Genomic DNA, 20789 nt, shown 5'->3' on the forward strand with positions numbered 1-20789 from the left:
TTGGTCTTTTAAAATGTTGTTTATAAGAGTTTTAGTACTCGTTTAATGCTTTTACATATTCTCTTAGTTCTTCTTCGTTTACTTTCTTATTGATATCACGTATCAAACAGAAAAAATAATGTAAACTTTCTTTTGGATCGCTTTCTACAGCTTCAATTTCTTCACCTTCTTCGATAGGGTCATCTTGAGGAATCGGAATAGAAAACGTGCCATATTGGTCTATATGTTCGGCAGAAAGGCGTGTAGCTTTTGCTAATAGTGGCAATTGCTCATCTATTGTATAAGGGCGTAAAGCCTTTAGATCTTCTACTACAGTATTTGTAATAATACCATTCTGAGCGACATCTTCAATGAGTTTATTAATCAATTTTACGGCTTTAGAATTCTGAAGTGTTTTCATATGGTGATGTAGATTTTTGTATTTAGTGGTTTGCAAATTTAAGTTTTTGTATCGCCTTTTACCAGTAAAATTTGTTATAAATTCGTTTGTATTTCAATATTAGTTTATGAGTAAACGAGCACTGAAAAAATATATAGAAGAGTTAGACCAAGAGGCTCTTAAAGAACAGATTATAGATTTGTATGAGCGTATTCCACAAGTAAAGACATTTTACGATTTTGTCTTTAACCCCAAAGAAGATACACTTATTGAAGATGCGAAAATTAAAATTAGCAACGAATATTTCCCTACTAAGCGTAAGCGAGCTCGTAAAAGAAGATCGGTTGCTCAGAAATATATCAAACAATTTAAATTACTAGGAGTAGACCCTAAGTTACTAGGTGATCTTATGTTTTTTAATATTGAAATTGCACAAACCTTTAGTGAATCGGCAACACGTATGCCTGATGCATTCTTTAAAAGCATGCTCGTTTCTTTTAAAGAGGCCTTACAATATTTGAGTTATCACCAACTTAAAGAAGAGTTTAGTGATAGAATAGAAGGAGTTATAGATCAATCCGAGTCCCAAGAATGGCCAAATACAGACCTTTTTGATGAAGTTGCTAACGATTTTGTTGATTAATTGTTGATAGCCCTCGTGAGATTTATCAATTATGCTTTCGCGAAAGCATAAAAATCACTTAGTTTTGCAAGATTCATATTTAATCACACTAAAAACTCCATTTTTGAGTCAGATTTTACAAGAAAATAAAGCGCCAGAAAAAGAATTATACGATTATCAATTAAAAGACCTTGATGCTATTTTTGATTGCATGGATAGATGTAATGAGGATTATAACTTATTATATCAACTTCCAACTGGAGGAGGAAAGACTGTCATTTTCTCTGAAATTATTAGAAGGTATATAGAAAAAAAGAATAAAAAAGTTGTTATTCTTACGCATCGTATTGAACTCTCTGTACAAACGTCACGTATGCTTACAGAGTTTAAAGTACCCAATATGGTTATCTCTAGTGATGTTAAATCTTTAGAAGGTGCCAAAGACTATATGTGTTATGTAGCTATGGTAGAAACGCTTACCAATAGATTGCAAGAAGAGCAAATTAGTTTTGAAGATGTAGGACTTGTCATTATAGATGAGGCGCATTATAATTCTTTTAGAAAACTATTTAGTTATTTTCATAAATCTTTTATCCTTGGCGTAACGGCAACACCTTTAAGTTCTAATATCAAGTTGCCTATGAAAGATAACTATGATGAGCTTTTGATAGGCGAGAGTATTCCTGCACTTATTGAAAAAGGATTCTTGGCACGTGCAAAAACAATCTCATATAACGTAGGTCTTTCTTCTTTAAAATTAGGTATTAACGGTGATTATACGGTAAAGTCTTCAGATATCTTATATACAGATACTTCTATGCAAGAGAAATTACTTGCAGCTTATGAGGATCAATCTAAAGGAAAGAAAACATTAATATTTAATAACGGGATTAATACCTCGCGATACGTCCAGGAAACCTTTATAGAGGCTGGATATGCAATACGTCACTTAGATAATACAAATAGCGCTAAAGAGCGAAAAGAGATCTTAGAGTGGTTTAAACACACGCCAGATGCTATCCTTACCTCAGTAAGTATTCTTACTACTGGGTTTGATGAGCCAACAGTAGATACGATTATATTAAATAGAGCAACAAAATCATTGACACTATATTTCCAAATGATAGGTCGTGGGTCTCGAATTCTGCCAAATAAAAAAGACTTTAAAGTATTAGACTTAGGAAATAATGCTGCTCGTTTTGGTTTGTGGGAAGCGCCTATAGATTGGAAAGAGATTTTCCAATTCCCAGATTTCTATTTAGAAAACTTAATAGGAGATGAAGAGATCGAGCGTAATTTTGCATATGTCATGCCTCCAGACTTACGTAAAGAGTTTGCTAATACCGATAAAGTATATTTTGACATCAAGAAAGAGTATAAGAAGGTAGTCGCAGAAGGAAAGAAAGCAAAAGTAGCTTTAGATAATGCTGTAGAGCAACACGCCCTTATGGTTGTAGATAATAGTGAGGATGTATTTGATGCACGTATTCTTGCCAGGAAGCTGAAAGAAGATATTGCTTATCGTGTACGCCAATATTCATATAGTATTATGAATAATACACAAAACTACAGAGACTGGTTACAAGAAGACTACGAACGAAAATTACGCCTTCGTATCAATCAGATTTGTACTGAAAGGGATATGTAAGACTTTTGTTTATACTAAATCTATATCTAAATATTTTACTAGCGTTAAAAGAAAAAAAATAACGATAGCATAAAAAAGGAGTCCTAGTCCTCTTGCTTTTTTAGCTTGTTTTAATTTAGCATCAAACCCATACTTTGTAAATCGCTCATCTTCAGATTGATTATAGCTTTTGGTGAAGCTTCCAAATCTTCCGGTATCGGTATAAGGAAAAAAGAAAAACGTAAGATATTCCTCAGTTGTTAGCGGGGTCGTCTTACGTTTTTCTTTGTTTTTTAATTCTTCTTCTGTCAAAATAATGTATAATTACCCTTTTTGTATTTCTTGAGCAATGGCTTGTACTTCATCAAGTACACGTAAAAGATTGCCGCTCCACAGTTTTTCTATTTGTTCTTCTGTATATCCGCGACGTACTAACTCTATAGTGACATTCATAGTTTCGGAAGCATCTTCCCAACCTTCTATACCGCCACCACCATCAAAATCAGAAGAGATACCTACATGTTCTAATCCCATTTTTTCAACGAGATAGTCGATATGATCTACAAAGTCAGATACATCTACAGCAGGAGGGAGGTTATCCATTGTTTTCATTTTCTCACGACGTATCGCAGCCATCGTACCAAGGAAATCAAAGTATTTTTCTCTTGCTTCGTTATCTAATGCCATCACAGCAGCTCTTCCGTCTAACCAAGTAACGCCCATAGAATCAGCAATCTTTTTTGCGATTTCAACTTCATGTGTTACTCTTGTCTCGAATTTCTCTGTATTTAAGTAGCTTTTAAAAGCGACCGTTTGTACAACACCCCCATTTTCTTTCATCCATTGTAACTGCTCATCATCTAGATTTCGACTATGATCACATAAAGCTCTCGCCGAAGAGTGTGATGCAATAATTGGCGCTTTGGTAAGTTCAATCATTTGACGCATTGCTTCTTTACTAGGATGTGATACATCGATCATCATCCCAACACGATTCATTTCGGCAACCACTTCTTTTCCTAAAGCACTCAATCCATTATGTAGCCAAATACTATCAGCTTCCCCCGTGTTACTATCGCTTAATTGACTATGTCCATTATGGGCTAAAGACATATAGCGTCCACCTAGATTATAGAATTTTTCTACATTACTGACATCTTCTCCTACTGGATATCCATTCTCAATACCAATCATTGCTACTTTTTTACCAGATTTCCAGATACGTCTGGCTTCTTCTGAAGTTGTTGCTAATTGAATTTGATCAGGAGCGATCTCTTCACAAAGTTTATGAATTGCGTCAAATTTTGATATGGCGTTCTCATAGGCAGCTTCATATCCTTTTGCGTTTAGAGAATCCTGTCCCGTATACACAATAAACCAAGGTACATCAAGGCCGCCTTCTTGCATTTTAGGGAGATTCACCTGTGATGTGAGTTTCTGTGTATAATTAATAGAATCTGTGAAGTTTTTGACGTTGATATCACAATGTGTATCTAACGTCATCACATTTTTATGAATTTCTTTGGCTTTAGCAAGAATTTCTGCTTCCGTCATAGGCGTTGTCATTTCTGATGATTCTGTTGTACTTTCTTTACAAGCAATAGATAATACTAAAAGGGCAACAAGGATGATTGATTTGTTCATAGTTAGTTTCTGAAATTTGATTCCTAAAGATACGTAATGTGTATAAATCATATATAGAACTGCTTTATCGTTTTTAATATACAATGATACGCTTTCGCGAAAGCGTATCAAGAGGAAGTCCCCAGTGCTTTGAAACAACTGGGGACTTCCCAAACTAACCAACCAAAATTCTATATTTTTTATCCTCTACGAGATCTGCTTGAAGATGCTCTTCCTTTTGAAGAAGAACTAGAGCGACTACTTGTACTTCTAGATGCACTGCTTGATCTTTTAGTAGAAGAACTACTTCTTGATGCTTTAGGAGCGCTAGATCTTTGCGATCTTGAGCTTTTTGCACGGTTACTAGAAGAAGATGGTCTTGAAGCACTACTTGATCTCTTTGTAGATCTAGAGGCTACTCCTTTTGAATTTCCACTTCTTGAAGTAGACTTTGATGTTCTACTCGATGTTCCTCTTGAATTTCCTTTAGATGCATTTCTATTGCTTCTACTAGTAACTCCTCTTGACTTCCCTTTAGATGTACTTCTATCAGTTCTGCTTGTAACTCCTCTTGAATTTCCTCTAGATGTATTTCTATCTGTTCTACTCGCGATACCTCTTGAGTTTCCATTAGATGTATTTCTATCCGTTCTACTTGCGATACTTCTTGAGTTTCCATTAGATGTATTTCTATCTGTTCTACTCGCGATACCTCTTGAGTTTCTATTAGTTGTATTTCTGTCATTTCTGTTAGCAATACCTCTTGAATTATTTCTAGATGTAGTAGCTGCGCTTCTGAAACGTGCATTATTGCGATCTACATTATCACGACGTCCATTATTATGAGCTACACGTCCTGTTGATGGGCGTCTAAAATCACGTCTTGAATTGTGATATCCATTTGCATATCCTCTATAGTAATTGTTTCTGTGGTATGTATAGCTATAACGAACTGGTGTATAAAATCTTCTATATGGTGTTGTATATACTAGACATCTATTAAATATAGGTCTGTAAAAATAAGCGTGAAATGGGCTATATGTGTAATATCTGTTATATACGTTTATAAATCCTGTGTAATGTGAATACACTCCAAAGTTATTATAATGTACGTATAGACCACCTACTTGTACTAATCTATTATTTCTGTAATTGATACGTACATCTCCAGCTTGTGTTAAACGTCCATAGTAATCATAAAATAATGGCGTTCCTTCTATCTGTATAACAGCTCCGTAATCATCATACTGAATGTATGGGTCATAATCAAAACCTGTATTAAAGCTTATGCCTACTGGTCCTGCATTTACACTTACGGCAAGACCGTCTGTGTATTGAGGAATGTAAAAGTCAAATTCTCCGTCAGGGAAAACTGAAAATTCAATTCCATTTTCTACAAATATATACTTACTACCGTCATAAACAGTTCCGCGACGAACGGTGTTTGTAGTTTCTGCTGCAACATATGTAGTAGATCCTATAGTAAGTAGACCGATGAGTAATAAAGCAAACTTTTTCATAATACGAGTTTTTAGATTCATAACTGTGTGTTTGATTGATGAACACATTTTCTATATAACAAGTTGCGTGCCAAAAAACATAAAATACTGTTTTTCAGATATTTAATATTATTTTAAGTTGAATCAACAAAAAAAGCGACTATGATTTCATAGCCGCTTTTTAAAATTTTATGTGTTTTTCTTATTTTTTTGAGACTGCTTTTTTTCGAAATTGAAAATTAAGAAACTCTACAAGAAGTGAGAATGCAATCGTAAAATAAAGATACCCTTTAGGAATGCTTCCAATTTCAGATCCAAACACATTAAGGTGTGATAAATGTGCAGCCTCAGCAATAAGCATAAACCCTATAAGGATCAAAAATGAAAGACCTAATATTTGTAATGAAGGGTGTTTATTTATAAACTCACCCACTGGATTTGCAAATATCATCATAATGAAAATAGAAATAACAACCGCTATTACCATAATGATAAGTGCATCATTAGGGTTTGATGATAATCCGCTTGTCATTCCTACCGCTGTAAGAATAGAATCAAAGGAGAATACAATATTGATAACTGCAATTTGTATAATGGCTTTTGTGAGAGAAGAAGAGCTTTTATCTTTTATTTCTTGTTCTTCAACACCAGCTTCGTCTACCTTTTCATGAATTTCGTGAACACTTTTCCATAATAAGAAAATACCACCTGCAAAGAGAATAATCGCTTGCCAACTTATGCCTGCAGTCATCCAGGAAGTATTAATATGCCAGAAAGGAACACTTAATGCTATTAAATATGAAATGCCAAATAATAAGCCTATACGCATGATCATGGCTAGTAACAGACCTATATTAGTTGCTTTCTTTCTATTATTTTCTGGAAGTTTATCTGAGGCTAGTGTGATAAAGATAATATTATCGATTCCAAGGATGACTTCAAGAAAAGTAAGAGTCAATAAAGCAATCCATGCATCTGATGAAGCAAAAATATCGAACATTAGTTTAGTTTTTTGGCGGTTCCTCTTTGTTTTTTAGTTTTCCCTACGAGGGAATACTCAAAGGTATAAAATTCTCCTTCAGTGTATAAAATCTTCATATGAACTGCTTTTTCTTCGCTCATACTCTTTGGATGTATCTTTTTGACAATCCATTCGCAATCATTGATCCATCGTACACTAGATGAATCTACAGTTTCATTAAAATAAGCTACTTCTAAGGTGTCATTACGTGTAAAGCGTGTAGTTATAAGTTGGCCATCAATAAGTTCTTCATAGCTAAATTCACCAACTTTAAAAGCATTACAATCTCTCTGAGGTGTTTTACAAGCTATAATAACCAGCAGAAGGGCCCCTAAAAATAGTATATTTTTAATCATACCGTAAAAGTACAAAAATGGATACGTTATGACATTTCATAACTTTCAAAAGTACCATCTTCCATAAAAATGATAATACGTTTTATTTTCTTGCTTGAAGTTTGTATTTCTGTATTTATAATCGTGCTTGAATCTTGTTGCGAAGTATTTCTTTTTTTAGAAGAACGATCATCTTGATTCCTTTTTGAAAGGGTAGTGGCAGTAGCGGTAAATTCTTCTGTTTTTGGAAAAGATCCTTTTCCTTCTAATAACCAATATAAATCTACTTGTGGAAACGTGTGAACAATCTTCAAAACAAAATCTAAACTCGGTTTATTTCTCCCAGATAAAATATGAGAAATCGTAGCACGACCCACATGTATTTTATCTGCAAAATTTGCTGCAGTTAATTCGTATTCTTTAAGGATTTTATCAAGCCTTTGTATGAAATCTTTATTGTTTACCATTGTAAATCATGTCTTCTCTTATATATACGTTACAAATGTAAATTTTTGATGTTTCCTTTGCAATTTATATGCAAATAAACTTTTAAAATAAATAAATAACCACTTTATATAAAACTTATAAATAATTGAAAATAAATACATTAATATATTCTAAATGATTATTTGGATTTTTTCCGAATATAATAGTAAGATAACCTGCATTCTTTGTTTACAATTGGAGTTATTTCAATAAATTCAATGATTTACAATTGTAAATTTTATAAAGTTTAACTTTGTAAACGTAAAACTAGATACAACTTGGAAACACTTTTAAATTGGCATAAAAAGAATCATGAAAAAAGACTCTATGGTCGTTATATTCATGTAGCTAATATCCTTGAAATATTACAGGAATTACCTTCAGATTTTGAAGTTAAAAAACAAGGTGTTTCTGTAGAAAATAAACCTATTCATACAGTCACGATTGGTACTGGAAAAATCAAAATATTACTTTGGTCGCAAATGCACGGTAATGAAAGTACAACGACCAAAGCATTATTTGATCTTTTTCTAGCTTTTCAAGATCCGAATGCAGTTTATGATTTCACCGCTATTTTATCCTCTTGTACATTGTGTATTGTTCCTATTTTAAATCCTGACGGTGCTGCAGCCTATACACGTGTAAATGCTAATCAGGTAGATTTGAATAGAGATGCACAAAATAGATCTCAGCCAGAAAGTAACTTATTATGGAGTATATATAAAGAATTCGAACCTGATTTTTGCTTTAATCTTCATGGACAACGAACTATATTTGGTTTTGAAGACACAGGAAAACCATCTATACTTTCTTTTTTAGCTCCTTCTGCAAATGTAGAAAGGAGTGTTACGCTTTCGCGAAAGCGGTCTATGCAAGTTATAGCGCATATCCACAATGTATTATCTCCGTATTTACCAGGTAATATTGGACTTTATGATGATGGATTTAATCATAATTGTGCGGGTGATACTTTTCAGGCAGATGGAACCCCAACTATTCTTTTTGAAGCGGGCCACTATCCAAATGATTATGATAGAGAAATCACAAGACAATTTGTATTTATGGCTATTGTAGCTGCATTAGAGCATATATCTAGTCCAGTATTTGTAGATGAAAATATGTATTTTACCATTCCAGAACATCAAAAGTGCTATTGTGATATTTTATTTAAGAACTCATTAGATGGAGACATCGGAATTCAGTATACAGAAAAATTGACTAGAAATACGATTGCATTTATTCCAGAATTTTCTTCAAAAGATACGACCTCTTCAATGTTTGGACATCGGGTTATTGATGCTTCTGGATTAAAAATCAAAAAACTTTTAGAAGAAAAGGTAATTGGAAAACCCGATATAAGACATTTAACTTTAGACGAGGGGGTTACGATAACGTTGTAGTGCCAAATAACCATAACTAATTGCACATTATTCAATAAAAATGATTTAATTTTGAATTAAATTCAATGAATCATACAATAATGGCAAAATTCAAACTTGACGAAGTTGATCACCAAATACTGGATATGCTCATAGAGAATACCAGAATCCCTTTTACAGATATTGCAAAAAAATTACTTATATCTGCTGGAACTGTACATGTGAGAGTAAAAAAAATGGAAGAAGCAGGAATCATTATAGGCTCTTCTCTTAGTCTTGATTACGCAAAATTAGGATACTCTTTTATTGCATATGTAGGGGTCTTTTTGAACAAAACATCACAAACAACATTTGTATTAGAACGTATTGCTCAAATCCCATTTGTAACAGTAGCACATGTAACCACTGGAAAATTTAATATTTTTTGTAAAATACGTGCAAGAGATACAAATCATGCAAAAAATGTCATCTTTCAATTAGATGATATAGAAGGAGTATATCGTACAGAAACAATGATTTCTCTAGAAGAAAGTATCAATGATAAAAAACGATTAATGCATTCTATATTTCAAGATTTGATTTAATATAATGTATAATAATATAAAAAACCCTTCTAGTGTTCTAGAAGGGTTTTTTAGTACCTTTACTTAAAAAAGTTATGTATACTACAGATTTAGATACTTCAGAATACAATCCATATTATGCGCCTTTTGTAAATATGATCCCTGAAGATATATCACTCGTTGACATCCTTACTAGTAGTAAAAATGAGGTGATATCATTTTTTAAAGAAATCTCTGAAGATAAACTTAGTTATCGATATGATGTGGACAAATGGACGCCAAAAGAAGTCCTAATGCATATTATAGATACAGAACGTATATTTTCATACAGAGCATTACGTTTTGCTAGAAAAGATAAACTAGATCTTCTTGGATTTGATCAAAATGATTTTATCCCTCCTTCAAAGGCTGACTCTCGATCTATTGACTCTCTAATAGAAGAATATGAAGCCGTAAGAAATGCGACTATTGTACTTTTTAAAAACTTAGATGATACGATGCTCAAAGAAGTTGGTACGGGAAGCGGAAGTCCTATGTCAGTACGAGCATTAGGCTTTATAACTGTGGGTCATGAAAAACATCATGTTTTGCTTATTAAAGAGCGTTATTTATAAAGGGTAAAATACTTTAGTTAGAATTTGCAGCATAAAAATCAAATGCGTCATAGATTAGTGCATTAGGCACTTCTTTATCTATACTTCCTTTTCCAATAGATTCTAATAAGACAAAATTAACTTTACCATTAGCGTTTTTCTTGTCATATTTTAGTAGTTCAATGATATGATCAATATCTTCTTTAGAAAAGGGGATAGGGTCGTACATATTAGATAATGTATTATTGATCTGGTCTAGTTGCGTTTCTGACAATCCAGCTAGTTTAGTAGAAATATAACTTTCTAAAATCATACCTATTGCAATAGCTTCTCCATGCAATAACGTAGTTCGTTGTTCATGGCTTAAACAATAAGATTCTATAGCGTGACCTAGTGTATGACCGTAGTTTAGTGTTTTGCGAAGATTTTTTTCTGTAGGGTCTTTAAGTACGACATCATTTTTGATCACAACACTGTCATAAATTAATTGGTTAAGATCATCTGTAGTCATTGTAGTTAAATCTGATAATTGTTGCCAGTAGGTTTCACTTGCAATAAGACCATGTTTGTACATTTCAGCCAAACCAGAACGCATTTCTACTTTAGGAAGTGTAGCTAGAAACCCAGTATCAATAACCACTAATTGTGGATTATTAATAACTCCAATTAGATTTTTTAAATTCCCTAAATCAACACCTGTTTTACCTCCTACAGATGCATCTACCATAGAAAGTAAAGTTGTAGGGATATTTATAAAATCCATACCTCTTTTAAAAGTACTAGCAACAAACCCGCCTAAATCTGTTACAACACCACCTCCTACATTAATAATCAGTCCTTTTCGGTCTGCATCAAGGTCAGCTAAGGCATCCCATACACCAGAACATGTTTCTATTGTTTTGTTTTCTTCTCCAGGAGTAATCTCTATAACTTCTATGGCTATAGACGTCTCTAGTAGATTTAAAAAGCCTGCTAAACAATGTTCTTGCGTATTACTATCAACAATTATAAATAATTTAGAATAGGATGACGCCTTTAAAATAGTGTTGAGACGCTCATATCCAGAGGTGTTAAAAACAATTTCATAGCTCGAAGCTTTGATAGGCTGCATAGATTTTATTTTAAGGTGCCAAATTACATCTTTTTATGTAATTCACATTCAGTTTGAATTATATTTGTAATACTAAATATAACACTATGTCTTCTTCTATTTTTGATAATACAGAACGAGCTTTTGTGCTTAAATCTGATAGCGAACTTGAACGCGCGTACTTTCTATTTAAAATGATTTCAAAAGAACCTCTTGTACGCATAGGTACTGCTATGACTAAGTTTGCATTAAATGCAAACCTTCCAGTTGAAGGTTTGATTCGTTCTACTGTATTTGACCATTTTTGCGGCGGTGTAAGTGAAGATGATTGTATTCCTGTGATGGATAAATTGTTTGAAGCTGGCGTATGTTCTGTATTGGATTATTCGGTAGAAGGAAAAGAAGATGAAAAGCAATTTGATGCATGTCTAACGAAGGTATTGGAACTTACTGATTTTGCTGAAGAAAAAGATGCGATGCCTATATCTGTGTTTAAACCTACTGGTTTAGGACGTTTTGCTATATGGCAAAAAAAGACAGAGGGAAAAGCATTTACACCTGAAGAACAAGAAGAATGGGATAAAATTGTAGATCGTTTTGATCAAATATGCAAAAAAGCAAAAGAAACAGATGTTGCTGTTTTAATTGATGCTGAAGAGAGTTGGATGCAAGATGCCGCTGATGATCTTGTAGCAGAAATGATGGCAACATACAATACAGAAAAAGCGATTGTATTCAATACATTGCAATGCTATCGTTGGGACCGATTGAATTATCTTAAAAAACTTCACGTAGATGCAAGAGTGAAAGGTTTTAAAATAGGAGTGAAGATTGTACGCGGCGCGTATATGGAAAAAGAAAATGATAGAGCTCAAGAAAAGGACTACCCAACACCTATATGTGAAAGTAAAGATGCTACTGATCAGAATTTCGATACTACCTTAGGGTATATTTTTGACAATTTAAATGATATCTCAGTATTCTTAGGGACTCATAATGAAGCCAGTTGTTTATTGGCGATTGAGATTATGAAAAATAAGTCCATTACAATTAATGACAAACGCGTTTGGTTTGGACAATTATATGGAATGAGTGATCATATAAGTTTTAATCTAGCATTAGGGGGATATAATGTGGCTAAATATATGCCATTTGGTCCTGTAAAAGATGTAATGCCTTATTTGATTAGAAGAGCAGAAGAAAACACCTCTGTAGCTGGACAAACAAATCGCGAATTAGAATTAATTAAGTCTGAGCGCAAACGCAGAAAAATATAAGGAATACCGCCATTTATTTTACAAGGCTTACCTCTTTTATAAGTACTTCATCTTCACAATTTTCAAGAATCAATTTAAGTTCTTGTTCTTTTGACGTTTCTCCATACATAATGTATTCACCACAGGGTTCCTTTCTGGGTTGGCTTTCGCCAAAATTTATATCTCCATTTTGTAACACGTGATTAATGGTGACGGTATCTAATTGTAATTGGGTTAAAGACGTATTTGCTTTTCGCGAAAGCGTATAAGACTTTGTGTTGATATTTTTTAGGACTCGAGCTTCTGGAAAGTAAGCACAACTTGTTTTTTTGCCACTAAAGAAGAAGGCTAAAACAATCAAACCTAAAGAGAAACCACCTAAATAGTACCCTATTCGATGTAATAAACGCATATATTTTAGAATATAAGAAGATTGATATCTCGGTAATGCAAATTAAACCAATTTGCAACCGACTTGTTGGTCAAAACGCCATGGTAAAAATACAAACCGTTTTTCAATCCTTTGTCAAATCTTAGTTTATTTTCTATACCACCTTCTTCACCAATATCTAGAAGATAGGGTGTGAATATATTACTCAGTGATATAGAGGCAGTTCTGGCAAAACGTGCAGGAATATTTGGCACACAATAATGAGTAACTCCGTGTTTTACAAATGTAGGTTTGTCATGCGAGGTCACATCACTAGTTTCAAAGCATCCGCCCATATCAATACTTACGTCTATAATAACAGCACCCGTTTTCATACCCTCAATCATAGGTTCTGTCACAATTACCGGAGATCTATTTGTACCGCGTACAGCACCAATAGCGACATCACATCTCTTTAGCGCCTTGACTAAGTTTTTAGGCTGTAAGGTAGAGGTATACATCGGTCTACCTATATTAGTTTGTATACAACGGAGTTTCGTAATTGAATTGTCAAATATTTTTACATTAGCCCCAAGACCAATAGCAGATCGAGCAGCAAATTCCCCAACGGTACCTGCACCAATAATAACAACTTCCGCAGGAGGAACACCACTTATATTACCTAAAAGGGTTCCTGTGCCTAATTCTGCACTACTCATGAGTTCTGCGGCTACTTGGACAGCAGCAGTGCCTGCTATTTCTGAAAGCGTACGCACAGCAGGGTAGGTGCCATCATCATCTTTAATAAACTCAAATGCAATAGCGGTGATTCGTTTACTCGCTAATTTTTCAAAATAACTTTTAGTTTGTGTTTTTAATTGTAAGGCAGAGATGAGCACCGTTTGTGGATTTACCATATCCAATTCTTCAATAGAAGGTGGCTCTACTTTTAAAATCATAGGGCAAGAAAATACCTTTGCAGTATCATTGGTGACTTCTGCACCCGCTTCACTATAATCTTTGTCTGAATATCGAGCTCCTTTTCCCGCTTTTGATTCTATAAGGACGCGATGGCCATTTGCCGTAAGTGCTGCCACGGCATCGGGAGTAAGACATACGCGACGTTCTTGAAAATGTGCTTCTCTGGGGATTCCTATAAATAAGTTACCTTTTTTCTTAGCAATTTCAAGGGTTTCTTCTTGAGGTAATAATTGTGCTCTGGTAAAAGGACTATTTGGTGTATCCATAGATTGATGTCAGGTTGTTACCCAAAAATACGGATTTAAAAAGGAATTTCTAAAATGCACTACGATAGAGGTTATTATTCTCTACTCATATACATAGGTTCTTCGTCCTCATCTTCATCATCTATAGACTTATACGATTGTAATTCTCCTTTCCAATTCACCCGACTTAATTCACTTAAATCAATGCCGTGAATTTTATCAAAAATTTTAGTTCTAATGGTATAGGAAAATATAGCCATTATTAAGACTAATGGTGCTAAAACATAAATATCATTTACATCTGGAAAAACAATGTCATCATTTAATATTCCATAAATTTGCCATGTATATAGACATATCGGAACCAAAATTGCATGATACCACCAATGCTTACAGGTGAAAAACCATAACAAAAGAAAATATAAAGGTATTAATTTTCCAAAAAGAGTCCATGCAGCAACGTTTACACTTTCATAATATGTACTTGTATAGGTGCCAAAAGGAGATTCCCAGACGATATCGTCTGGGAATAAATCATACAGAGTGAATAAATAAGGTGAAATAATAAGTGATAATGCTATTAGAGTACCACTAATTAAAATCCTATTTTTAGTTTTTTTATTCGCCGCTTGGAACTTTGATCTTTCTTTTATCAACTGCTTGGTCTCCATTAGTTTCGTTGGTTGCAGTGTACATAAGTGCTGTAGCACCTGCTATAAGCAGTGCTAATAGTAAAGCTTTAACTTTCATAATCGTGAGTGTTTAATATTAATGATTTGTTAAGACAAAAATCATTAAACACACCAGAAGTTACACTATACCATTTTTTTTGTATATTCGCGCGCTTTTATCTGAAAAGCGGTGATTTTCTTATTCGTACACTTGGTTTATGAATTATCCTTCAAAAACATTTTTTCCGTTAAAGAGAATTTTAATTTGTTTTTCATCGCATAATAATGAAAAAAAATCAGAAAGCTCTTACAAAATATTCCTACCTGTTCATTTAAATTTTAACATTTTTTTAACACTTTTAAGTCAATTTTATTAATCTTTCGCCAATTTCATTCATCGAAATGTGTATTTTTTGGTTATTCTTTGGTATAAAGCTTCGTATTTTTTCAGGCCATTCTATAAAAATCCAATCACCTTGTTCTATATATTCTTCAAATCCAATGTCCAGAATCTCTTCTTCCTGTTCTATTCTGTAGGCATCAAAATGAAAGATTCTTTTTCCTTCACTGGTTTGATACTCGTTAACTATTGAAAAAGTGGGACTTGAGACGTTTTCTGTAACACCTAATTGTTTTGCTAGAGAAGTGATTAGGGTTGTTTTTCCAACACCCATATCGCCATAAAAAAGTAAAACAGTACTTTTTGTAGCTTCAATAATACGCGCAGAAATACTATCTATTTGTGATAGTATGTAGGTTATTTCCATTATATAAATTTCAACTTGGGACTCTAAATATAGGAAAAATGGCTTAGAAGTATAATTGAGTGGTAACTATCATAAAAATTATTTACTAAAAATAGAAATATTAATTTAATACAGGTCCCAGTTTTAGAATCATGCACCACACAAAAAGATTTAAAACTGGGATTGTATCATTTTTTTATTTTCATCAATAATTAATTATTTAAAAACCCAAGGGCTTTGTATTTTGCATTTCAAAATTGCAACCAATCTCCTTAATGAACAAGTTACACACAGGAACATTTATAAATATTCAAGTGATTTTTATAAATATTCCAATAATTAATGACTTTATATAGTTTTCATTTTATGAAACTTACTCATATATGGACTTATGTACTCATAAGTTTTTCTTCTTTAACAAGCATACATGCTCAAGAACTCATTCTAGGTGGTTATATACCTATTGACTCTTTAAAAAATAAAGAGTATAAAGTGTATATAGACCATTTTAATAGAACGGCGCCTTATTATGATAGAGAGCCAGATAGTCTCTTTGCGCATGAAATAGCAATGACCTATTTATGGACTGCCTATCAAAAAAATGATTCTTTGAATATGGGTAAGGCTTATAGTATGTTAGGGCAATTGGAAAATTATCGATTAGATTATTTTGATAAAGCCATTGTTTATACAGAAAAATATAATGATAAATTCCAACCTGCTCTAGCCTATATCAATAAATCAGATAAATTTTATTTTGATGGTAATTATAAAAAATCTGTAGAAATGCTATTTAAAGCATTAGAATACACAAAAAAGAACAAAAATGATTATCTACAATATTATATAATAGGTAACATCAATTTACTTAGATCTGAATGGGGAGATAAAAAAGTAGCAATAAAAAAATATATCGAGATACTTGAAAAAGAAAAAAATAACATAAATAACTATAATACAAGTTCATCTCGGCATTCATTAAAATATCATAAAAACTCATATGCTAGCATTCAGTATAGTTTAGCACAAGTTTATTATGAAATAAAAGAATTAAAAAATGCTTCAATCTATTTAGATTCTGTGTATCAATATGGAATTAAAAATAATCTTAAAGAATATAAGCTTAATTATTACGGACTTAAAGGAGGTATTTTATATAGAGAAAAAAACTATAAAGAAGCTTTAGTGCACACAAATAAATTTTTAGAATTAAAGGACCCTGAAGATTTATATAGTATTAGTCGCTCTTCAATAATAAAAAGCCTCACTTTATGGAAACTCAATCGTAAAGAAGAAGCCATCCAATTCATAAAAAAAGCAGATAGTTTGTACCAAATTACGGATGATGAATTTGAAGAATTAGGTGAGGGATACCAACTATTAATTAACCATTATAAAGAAGTAGAGGATGCTGATAATCAATTGTTGTATCTCAATAAGCTTATTGAATTTGATCGAAAAATTTCTTCCAATTATATTGAAATAGGGAATCGTATCGAACAAGAATATACCATGCCGCAATTACTCGCAGAGAAAGATGAAGTCATTCTAAAACTCAATATTAAAAATAAATCTGAAAAAAGAAATAAGTATACTATAATCTTAGTATTAGTAATTTTATTAGTAGTCATAGTCTATTATATACGTACCAACTATCTCAATAAAAAACGATTTAAAACACTCCAAGAAAGATTTAAAGAACAAAAGACTACAATTGAAACACTAAAAAGGGTTCCAGAAAAAGAGAAAGTAGCTTTGGATCTTGAAGAAAAACAAATAAAATTAATTTCAAATGGTTTATTAGAGTTCGAACAAGCACATGGTTTTCTAGATGATACCGTTACCTTAAAATCCTTAGCAGAGACGTTAAAAACGAACTCTTCTTATTTATCTAAGTATATCAATAGCGTAAAAGAAACTAACTTTACAACTTATATCAGTGATTTACGTGTTCACTATGCAACACATAAACTACAAGAGGATGCAAAATTTCGATCCTATACCATAGAGGCGATTGCCAGTGAGGTTGGCTTTTCAAATACACGTTCTTTTACTAATCATTTTAAGAGGGTTACAGGGATTACAGTATCTTATTTTATGAAGAAACTTTCTTCACCCTCATCCTAACCTTTTCCCAAAGGAAGAAGTAGCCTCCTTGTCAATCTGAACTTGTTTCAGATTCTCATGAGTATAATCTACTTTATGTTTTACTGAGATTCCGAAATAAATTCGGAATGACATTCTCTTCATCTTAATCTTTACCAGGGAGAAGATGAGTTTTTCTGTACAATCAAGCGTAGTAGAGATGTACTTTAAAACAAAATAGCGTAGTACTCTAATTTAGAATACTACTCTATTTTATTAACACGATAATATTGATGCGATTTTGTATGAGAATCAATCAATTATCGTATTTAAGGCATTACCTAGGCTCCAATATAGCTATAGGAATAATCATTTCTTCTAATGAAACACCTCCATGCTGATAGGTATTTCTATAATAACTCACATAGTGATTGTAGTTGTTTGGGTATGCAAAAAACAAGTCACTTTTAGCAAAAATAAACGAACTACTCATATTAATCGTAGGAAGATGAATGGTGCGAGGGTCTTTTGCTGCGAGTACATCTTTGTCTTCATACGTAAGACTTCTTCCTGTCTTATAGCGTAAATTTAAACTTGTATTCTTATCCCCAATCACCTTTGAAGGATTCTTTACATTAATAGTCCCATGATCTGTAGTGATAATTAACTTAAAGCCCATTTGTTGTGCTTGCTGTATCATATCTAACAACGGAGAGTTTTTAAACCAACTTTCTGTAAGTGATCTATACGATTTATCGGTACTTGCGAGCTCTTTGATCACTTCCATTTCTGTTTTAGAATGTGAAAGCATATCCACAAAGTTGTATACGACTACCGTAAGATCATTATTCTTTTGGGATTTAAAATTTTCAGCCAACTTTTTACCATTCTTTAAATTGGTAATTTTATGATATTCCCACGTAATATCTATATGTAGTCGTTTCAGTTGTTCTCTTAAAAAATCGGCTTCATGCATATTTTTACCACCTTCATCTGTATCATCCAACCAATAGTTTGGATGTCTCTTTTTCATCTCACTAGGCATTAAACCTGAGAAAATAGCATTACGCGCATATTGTGTAGCGGTAGGAAGAATACTGTAATACGCATCTTCTTCTCTTTTTTTATAATAAGATGATAAGTGCGGTTCGAATGCTTTCCATTGATCGTATCTAAGATTATCGATGACTACAAATAGCGTAGGTTCTCCTTTTTTAATTTCTGGCGCTACTTTTTCTTTAAAAAGCGTATGAGACATAATAGGCCCATCATGTGATGTAAACCAATCTGGATAATTTCTATCTACAAATTTACAGAACTGATGATTTGCCTCTGCTTTTTGAGACTCTAAAATCTCAAACATGCTAGGATCTTCAATGGTTTCTAATTCCATTTCCCAGTAAATCAATTTTTGATATAATTCAGACCATTCATCAAAAGAATTTACCATCGAAAGGTCCATCGCAATTTTTCTAAATTCTTGTTGATATGAAGAAGCTGTTTTTTGAGATACCAAACGGCTATGATCCAAGTTTTTCTTTAAACTCAGCAAAATCTGATTAGGATTCACGGGTTTAATAAGGTAGTCGGCAATTTTAGAACCAATTGCTTCTTCCATAATATACTCCTCTTCACTTTTGGTAATCATCACTACAGGTACACTCTCGCGTTTGTTTTTGATCTCATTAAGTGTTTCCAACCCTGTTAAACCTGGCATGTTTTCATCAAGAAAAACAATATCAAAATTTTGTTCATCGATGATTTCAATAGCCTCGGTACCGCTCGTACATTTGGTTACAGAATAGTTCTTTTTCTCTAAAAAAAGGATATGTGGTTTTAATAAATCAATTTCGTCATCTACCCAAAGAATGTTGATTGTACTCATGTATTGTGTGGTGTTTTATACGCTTTCGCGAAAGCAAAAAATAACTCTCCTAAAAGCTAGTGTGATTAGTGGTATATTTGTTTAAACTCTTTTAAAATTCTCTGTGATAAAACAGTCTACCAAAGTTACTATAATTAACGATCCTATTTATGGTTTTATTACCATACCTAATGGTGTTATTTTTAATTTGATTCAGCATCCCTATTTCCAACGCTTACGTCGTATTACACAAATGGGCCTTTCATATTTGGTATATCCAGGGGCACATCACACACGTTTTCACCATGCAATAGGGTGTTTGCATATTATGCAAAAAGCACTGATAACCCTTAAAAATAAAGGTGTTCTTATTTCTAAAGAAGAAGAAGAAGCAACGCTTATTGCCATATTATTACACGATATAGGACATGGGCCTTTTTCACATGCCATGGAAGAAAGTATCATAGAAAACGTGCATCATGAGCAGATTTCTATCGCTTTTATGGAAGCTTTAAACGAAGAGTTTAACGGAAGTTTAACGCTAGCACTCCAAATATTTCAAGGCACTTATACACGTAAATTTTTAAATCAACTTGTATCGGGTCAATTAGACATGGATCGTACTGACTATTTGAAAAGGGATAGTTTTTATACAGGTATGGCAGAAGGGAACATTAATACAGATCGTATTATTGCGATGCTTAATGTATTTGAAGACCAACTTGTCGTGGAAGAAAAAGGAGTCTATACTGTCGAAAAGTTTTTAGTAGCTAGGCGTCTTATGTATTGGCAAGTATATCTACATAAAACGGGGGTCGTGGCAGAACAGTTAATTACGCGAGTTTTAAAACGAGCCAAAGAAGTATCACATACAGGAGTAGATCTGCCTGCGAGTAGTGCGTTATCCTATTTTTTAAAGAATAAAATTGATCAACATAATTTTAAGGAAGCCTTAAATACGTTTTCAAAATTGGATGATTATGATATTATTTCGGCTATGAAAGAGTGGTGTTATACTGACGACTTTGTACTTAGAGAATTATCAAAATCTATTATCAATAGAGATTTATTAAAAGTAAAAATTCGAAAAAAACCATTTTCAGAAGAGAAACAACAAAAGCATATTAATTCATTAATAGCGCGTTATAATATAAGTTCTTACGAAGCTTCTTATTTTGTTTTTACAGGAAAAATATCAAATCAAGGATATAATTATACACAAGGAGGCATCAATATAGTCTTACCAAATGGCAAGATTGTAGACGTAGTAAAAGCTAGTGATCAATTAAGTTTAAAATCGTTAACAAAAGAAGTAGTTAAAAACTATATATGCTACCCCAAACCTAAAGACTAA

The 20789-nt window shown here is 32.9% G+C and carries 21 protein-coding genes; 8 read left to right on the forward strand and 13 right to left on the reverse strand.

What is annotated here, in order from left to right:
• Positions 1–31: 31 nt before the first annotated feature.
• Positions 32–400 carry a hypothetical protein gene (locus tag Q1A60_RS10160; protein WP_299764684.1) on the reverse strand — a complete coding sequence of 123 codons (369 nt, stop codon included), beginning with the start codon at positions 398–400 and terminating at the stop codon, positions 32–34.
• A gap of 106 nt (positions 401–506) precedes the next feature.
• Between Q1A60_RS10160 and Q1A60_RS10165 the strand changes: the two genes are divergently transcribed.
• Positions 507–1022 carry a DUF6155 family protein gene (locus tag Q1A60_RS10165; protein ID WP_299764682.1) on the forward strand — a complete coding sequence of 172 codons (516 nt, stop codon included), beginning with the start codon at positions 507–509 and terminating at the stop codon, positions 1020–1022.
• A gap of 103 nt (positions 1023–1125) precedes the next feature.
• Positions 1126–2649, forward strand: coding sequence for a DEAD/DEAH box helicase (locus Q1A60_RS10170; protein WP_299764679.1), 1524 nt, complete (start codon positions 1126–1128; stop codon positions 2647–2649).
• Positions 2650–2658: 9 nt separating this feature from the next.
• Here Q1A60_RS10170 and Q1A60_RS10175 read toward each other — a convergent pair whose 3' ends face one another.
• The 6 genes from Q1A60_RS10175 to Q1A60_RS10200 all read right to left on the reverse strand — a co-directional run bounded on the left by Q1A60_RS10175 (position 2659) and on the right by Q1A60_RS10200 (position 7573).
• Positions 2659–2940 (reverse strand): hypothetical protein, encoded by a 282-nt coding sequence (locus Q1A60_RS10175; protein ID WP_299764677.1) that lies wholly within the window; start codon positions 2938–2940, stop codon positions 2659–2661.
• Positions 2941–2952: 12 nt separating this feature from the next.
• Positions 2953–4272 (reverse strand): dipeptidase, encoded by a 1320-nt coding sequence (locus Q1A60_RS10180; protein ID WP_299764675.1) that lies wholly within the window; start codon positions 4270–4272, stop codon positions 2953–2955.
• Between the two features lie 179 nt (positions 4273–4451).
• Entirely contained in the window at positions 4452–5771 is a 1320-nt protein-coding gene (locus tag Q1A60_RS10185; protein ID WP_299764672.1) for a hypothetical protein, read from the reverse strand.
• Positions 5772–5952: 181 nt separating this feature from the next.
• The gene (locus tag Q1A60_RS10190; protein ID WP_299764670.1) at positions 5953–6750 is read right to left on the reverse strand and encodes a TerC family protein; all 798 of its coding nucleotides are present in this window, start codon (positions 6748–6750) and stop codon (positions 5953–5955) included.
• The gene (locus tag Q1A60_RS10195) at positions 6750–7127 is read right to left on the reverse strand and encodes a DNA topoisomerase IV (RefSeq protein ID WP_299764668.1); all 378 of its coding nucleotides are present in this window, start codon (positions 7125–7127) and stop codon (positions 6750–6752) included. The genes Q1A60_RS10190 and Q1A60_RS10195 overlap by 1 nt, the downstream gene beginning before the upstream one ends.
• A gap of 26 nt (positions 7128–7153) precedes the next feature.
• Positions 7154–7573 carry a helix-turn-helix domain-containing protein gene (locus Q1A60_RS10200; protein ID WP_299764667.1) on the reverse strand — a complete coding sequence of 140 codons (420 nt, stop codon included), beginning with the start codon at positions 7571–7573 and terminating at the stop codon, positions 7154–7156.
• 297 nt (positions 7574–7870) lie between these two features.
• Between Q1A60_RS10200 and Q1A60_RS10205 the strand changes: the two genes are divergently transcribed.
• From Q1A60_RS10205 to Q1A60_RS10215, 3 genes are all read left to right on the forward strand, one after another.
• Positions 7871–8992: a M14 family zinc carboxypeptidase gene (locus Q1A60_RS10205; RefSeq protein ID WP_299764664.1), complete on the forward strand. Its 1122-nt coding sequence runs from the start codon at positions 7871–7873 to the stop codon at positions 8990–8992.
• An 80-nt stretch (positions 8993–9072) separates the two neighbouring features.
• Positions 9073–9555: a winged helix-turn-helix transcriptional regulator gene (locus Q1A60_RS10210; protein WP_089371318.1), complete on the forward strand. Its 483-nt coding sequence runs from the start codon at positions 9073–9075 to the stop codon at positions 9553–9555.
• 74 nt (positions 9556–9629) lie between these two features.
• Positions 9630–10148 (forward strand): DinB family protein, encoded by a 519-nt coding sequence (locus Q1A60_RS10215; RefSeq protein ID WP_299764662.1) that lies wholly within the window; start codon positions 9630–9632, stop codon positions 10146–10148.
• A gap of 13 nt (positions 10149–10161) precedes the next feature.
• Here Q1A60_RS10215 and aroB read toward each other — a convergent pair whose 3' ends face one another.
• On the reverse strand, positions 10162–11238 hold the full coding sequence (gene aroB, locus Q1A60_RS10220) for a 3-dehydroquinate synthase (protein WP_299764660.1): 1077 nt from the start codon (positions 11236–11238) through the stop codon (positions 10162–10164).
• A gap of 86 nt (positions 11239–11324) precedes the next feature.
• On the opposite strand from aroB, the gene Q1A60_RS10225 reads away from it, so the two are divergent.
• Positions 11325–12494, forward strand: coding sequence for a proline dehydrogenase family protein (locus Q1A60_RS10225; RefSeq protein WP_299764658.1), 1170 nt, complete (start codon positions 11325–11327; stop codon positions 12492–12494).
• A 13-nt stretch (positions 12495–12507) separates the two neighbouring features.
• Here Q1A60_RS10225 and Q1A60_RS10230 read toward each other — a convergent pair whose 3' ends face one another.
• From Q1A60_RS10230 to tsaE, 4 genes are all read right to left on the reverse strand, one after another.
• Complete coding sequence (locus Q1A60_RS10230; RefSeq protein WP_299764656.1) at positions 12508–12885, reverse strand: DUF4258 domain-containing protein; 378 nt, start codon at positions 12883–12885, stop codon at positions 12508–12510.
• A 5-nt stretch (positions 12886–12890) separates the two neighbouring features.
• On the reverse strand, positions 12891–14090 hold the full coding sequence (locus Q1A60_RS10235; RefSeq protein WP_299764654.1) for an alanine dehydrogenase: 1200 nt from the start codon (positions 14088–14090) through the stop codon (positions 12891–12893).
• A 74-nt stretch (positions 14091–14164) separates the two neighbouring features.
• Positions 14165–14740, reverse strand: coding sequence for a hypothetical protein (locus Q1A60_RS10240; RefSeq protein ID WP_299764652.1), 576 nt, complete (start codon positions 14738–14740; stop codon positions 14165–14167).
• 359 nt (positions 14741–15099) lie between these two features.
• A complete protein-coding gene (gene tsaE, locus Q1A60_RS10245) occupies positions 15100–15507 on the reverse strand; it encodes a tRNA (adenosine(37)-N6)-threonylcarbamoyltransferase complex ATPase subunit type 1 TsaE (RefSeq protein WP_299764650.1) in 408 nt (135 codons plus the stop codon).
• A gap of 345 nt (positions 15508–15852) precedes the next feature.
• Between tsaE and Q1A60_RS10250 the strand changes: the two genes are divergently transcribed.
• Complete coding sequence (locus tag Q1A60_RS10250) at positions 15853–17613, forward strand: AraC family transcriptional regulator (RefSeq protein WP_299764647.1); 1761 nt, start codon at positions 15853–15855, stop codon at positions 17611–17613.
• Between the two features lie 295 nt (positions 17614–17908).
• Here Q1A60_RS10250 and Q1A60_RS10255 read toward each other — a convergent pair whose 3' ends face one another.
• The gene (locus Q1A60_RS10255; protein WP_299764645.1) at positions 17909–19456 is read right to left on the reverse strand and encodes a bifunctional response regulator/alkaline phosphatase family protein; all 1548 of its coding nucleotides are present in this window, start codon (positions 19454–19456) and stop codon (positions 17909–17911) included.
• A gap of 106 nt (positions 19457–19562) precedes the next feature.
• Between Q1A60_RS10255 and Q1A60_RS10260 the strand changes: the two genes are divergently transcribed.
• The gene (locus Q1A60_RS10260) at positions 19563–20789 is read left to right on the forward strand and encodes an HD domain-containing protein (protein ID WP_299764974.1); all 1227 of its coding nucleotides are present in this window, start codon (positions 19563–19565) and stop codon (positions 20787–20789) included.

The sequence above is a fragment of the uncultured Dokdonia sp. genome (assembly GCF_947492535.1).
Taxonomy (GTDB): Bacteria; Bacteroidota; Bacteroidia; order Flavobacteriales; family Flavobacteriaceae; genus Dokdonia.